Source organism: Geoglobus sp. (assembly GCF_054018175.1).
In genome coordinates this window covers 1-3,130 of the sequence record NZ_JBPLZQ010000013.1, presented here as the reverse complement: position 1 = coordinate 3,130, position 3,130 = coordinate 1, and the positions used below count along the sequence as shown (strand labels likewise).

At 53.9% G+C, this 3,130-nt stretch carries 4 protein-coding genes and 1 pseudogene; 4 read left to right on the top strand and 1 reads right to left on the bottom strand.

All coding sequences use genetic code 11. The annotated features are described in order from the left end of the window. The 4 genes and pseudogenes from ACXJJC_RS00950 to ACXJJC_RS00935 form a co-directional block, all read left to right on the top strand. A pseudogene (locus ACXJJC_RS00950) lies at positions 1 to 168 on the top strand (gamma carbonic anhydrase family protein); the annotation flags it as partial. A 180-nt stretch (positions 169 to 348) separates the two neighbouring features. Further along, positions 349 to 543 carry a ribbon-helix-helix domain-containing protein gene (locus ACXJJC_RS00945; protein WP_456368681.1) on the top strand — a complete coding sequence of 65 codons (195 nt, stop codon included), beginning with the start codon at positions 349 to 351 and terminating at the stop codon, positions 541 to 543. Further along, a complete protein-coding gene (gene ftsZ, locus ACXJJC_RS00940; RefSeq protein ID WP_456368679.1) occupies positions 540 to 1,691 on the top strand; it encodes a cell division protein FtsZ in 1,152 nt (383 codons plus the stop codon). The genes ACXJJC_RS00945 and ftsZ overlap by 4 nt, the downstream gene beginning before the upstream one ends. Positions 1,692 to 1,729: 38 nt before the next feature. Continuing rightward, positions 1,730 to 2,032 (top strand): MTH1187 family thiamine-binding protein, encoded by a 303-nt coding sequence (locus ACXJJC_RS00935; RefSeq protein ID WP_456368677.1) that lies wholly within the window; start codon positions 1,730 to 1,732, stop codon positions 2,030 to 2,032. On the opposite strand, the gene rgy is transcribed toward ACXJJC_RS00935, so the two are convergent. Then, positions 2,016 to 3,130 (bottom strand): reverse gyrase (rgy, locus tag ACXJJC_RS00930; protein WP_456368675.1); only part of this gene is annotated, 1,115 nt, incomplete at its 5' end. The two genes, ACXJJC_RS00935 and rgy, sit on opposite strands and share 17 nt — an antisense overlap.

Genomic DNA, 3,130 nt, shown 5'->3' with positions numbered 1-3,130 from the left:
GGTGCTGGATCTGTCGGCACGGGCAAGAGGTATCCGGAGAGGTCTCTTATACTGGGCGTACCTGCAAGGGTGGTCAGGGAGTTAACGGATCAGGAAGTGGAGCTGATAGAGAGGAGCTGGAAGGAGTACCTGAAGCTCAAGGACAGGTACCTCGCCAAACTGCTTTAGACGACCCTAATTTTTCTCTCATAATCATTTCTTTAGAAACATTTTTATAGGAGGACATCAATAGTACATTGTCCGACAACTGGGGGACAGAATACCACCCATGGCATCCATAGGGTGGCGGCGGGGAGACGGCGGGGGGACTGTGTCCTCCCCTTTTTCGTTTAAAAAGGAGCTGAAATAATGAAGATGAAAAAGATCTCCATACGAATCACGGATCAGCAGTACGAGTTTATCGAGTCCCTCGTTGCTATGGGGGACTATGCGAACGTCAGCGAGGTGATCAGAGAGGCCCTCAGGCTCTTCATGGTCCACAAGAAGAAGGAGCTGAAGGAGCTCATGGGTGATGAAATAAAGTGGATGGGGGAGAATGTATGAAGTCGTTTATTAGGGAGGCGCAGGAGTATTATATGAAGGAGTTGCAGAGCAGGGTGGACAACTTCTCGTTTGAGGAGTTCGGAACGCCAAACATAGTGGTTGTGGGTTGTGGTGGTAGTGGAAACAACACGGTAAACAGGCTGAAGAACCTGGGTGTGGATGGTGTGACGACGATAGCGATAAACACAGACAGGCAGCACCTCGAAATGATAAAGGCTGACAAGAAGGTTCTGATAGGCAGGAGCATCACAAAGGGACTTGGGGCCGGAGGCTATCCCGAGATCGGGAGGAAGGCTGCCGAGCTCGCGAGGGGGACCTTGGAGGAGCTCCTGTCAGGCGCTAACCTCGTTTTTGTCTGTGCAGGACTCGGTGGAGGTACCGGTACAGGATCTGCTCCGGTTGTTGCGGAGATAGCCAAAAAGCAGGGTGCGATAGTCATAGGAATGGTTCAGACGCCCTTCAGGGTCGAGAGGGCGAGGATAGGAAAGGCCATGGAGGGTCTGGAGGAGCTGAAAAAGCACGCCGACACGGTCATAGTGCTGGACAACAACAAGCTCCTCGAGTACGTGCCAAACCTGCCCATCGAGCAGGCGTTCAGCGTGATGGATCAGATAGTGGCCGAGACGATAAAAGGCATAGTGGACACGATAACCAAGCCGTCGCTCATGAACATCGACTTTGCAGACGTCAGGGCGATAATGGAGCACGGCGGTGTTGCGGTTATGCTCGTCGGTGAGGCAAAGTCCCAGAACAAGGCGAGCGAGGTTGTGAGGGACTGCCTCTCCCACCCGCTGCTGGAGGTTGACTACCGCGGAGCGACCGGAGCGCTGATCCACATAACCGGCGGGCCCGACCTCACCATAAAGGAGGCTGAGGAGATAGTGAACAACCTGACGTTCGAGATCTCTGACAATGCGATGGTGATCTGGGGAGCGAGGATATCCAAGGAGTTCGAGGGAATAGTGAGGGTGACGGCGATAATGACCGGCGTGAAGCCGGAGAAGATCTTCAGCGTCGAGGAGGAGTACGCCCGCTACACCCACGGTGGCAACGGAAAAAAAGCTGAGGTGCAGGCGTACAGCTCGAACGGTAGGCAGCCTGTACCGTCGATGGTGGCGAAGAACTACAACGGCATCGACGTGCTCTGAAACAAACCCTTTTATTCATTTTTGCACCTCTTTTTTACATGCTCGTCGAATTATCTGTCGTTCCGATCGGCGTTGGAGAGTCGCTCAGCGAGTACGTTGCCGAGGCTCTGAAGGTCATAAGGGGAAGAAAACTCAGGTACGAGCTCTCGTCAATGGGCACGGTTGTCGAGCTTGAAAGTTACAGGGAGCTGGGAGAGCTCATGCAGGAGATAAACGACAGGCTCGTGGAAATGGGGGCTGGAAGGGTGTACATGGTCGTGAAGGTGGATTACAGAGTAAAAGGTGGAAGCATAGAGAGCAAGAAGAGATCTGTAGAGGAGAAGCTCAGGCAATCTCCCTGATCTCTTCGTAGAGGTCCCGGATTATCTCAAGGTAATCTGCTTTACCCTCCTCAACCTCGTCCATCTTCTCCTCAAGCAGCTTCGTCCTCTCCTCGGAGACGAACTTCCCGTAGTTCTCAGAGAGATAGTCGAACACCTTTCTTCCAGTGTCGGTTGGAATGATCTTTCCGTTCCTCTCGATGACGTACTTTCGCATAAACAGCTTCTCCACTATCGTCGCGTATGTGGAGGGCCTGCCTATGCCCTTCTCCTTCATCAGGGTTATTATATCAGACTGGGTGTAAAGCGGGGCCTTGGGAACTGTGAGAATTCTGGCCCTGACCTTCCTCACCCCCTCAGGAAGCTCCTCCCTGACCCAAACTGACCTGTAAAGCTCGTAAGCTCTCCCCTCTGCCCCAACCACTCTCTCTTCCTCGAATTCCCTTCCATTGGCCTTTATCCTGTATCTGACCACCACGACCCTGTAGTTCCCGCACTGGCTGGCCATGAACCTTCTGAAGATGAGGTCGTACAGGGCGAGGTGCCTCCTCGTAATCCCCTCTACCTGGATCACTCCCTCCTGAATCAGCCTCTGCAGATCGTACCTGTCGATAGGCCTTGTGGGCCTTATGCACTCGTGCGCTCCCTCCCTCTCCCACTTCCTGCCGTGGAAGTCCTCTCCGAGGTACTCCTTGGCGATCCTCAGCCCGGCGTCACTGACAGTCGTCGAGTCAGTCCTGTGGTACGTTATGAGTCCGCTCTCGAAGAGCTGCTGCGCGAGCCTCATCACCTCAACTGCGGACATCTTCAGAATCGCGTTGGCATCTCTCAGCATCGCATCTGTTGTGTAGGGAGGAAGGGGTGTTCTCTCCTCCTCTCTCCTCTCAACGGCCTCTATCTCGATGGTGAACTCCTCCAGGTCGAGGTCGTCTATGTACATCCCGAGCTCCTCCACGTAGGCCACCTTCTTTTTCTGCTTATTTTCATCGGCCCTCTCGATTATCCAGCCGAGTACGGGCGTCTGGGCTCTTCCTGCAGACAGGTTCCTGTTATCGAACCTCTCCCACAGCTTCTGGCTCAACACGAAGCCTATCCACCGGTCCTCCACTCTCCTGACGA

Bases quoted from the DNA above. Each gene is read 5' to 3' on its own strand.
- ACXJJC_RS00945 (WP_456368681.1), top strand. From the start codon at position 349: ATGAAGATGAAAAAGATCTCCATACGAATCACGGATCAGCAGTACGAG.
- ftsZ (WP_456368679.1), top strand. From the start codon at position 540: ATGAAGTCGTTTATTAGGGAGGCGCAGGAGTATTATATGAAGGAGTTG.
- ACXJJC_RS00935 (WP_456368677.1), top strand. From the start codon at position 1,730: ATGCTCGTCGAATTATCTGTCGTTCCGATCGGCGTTGGAGAGTCGCTC.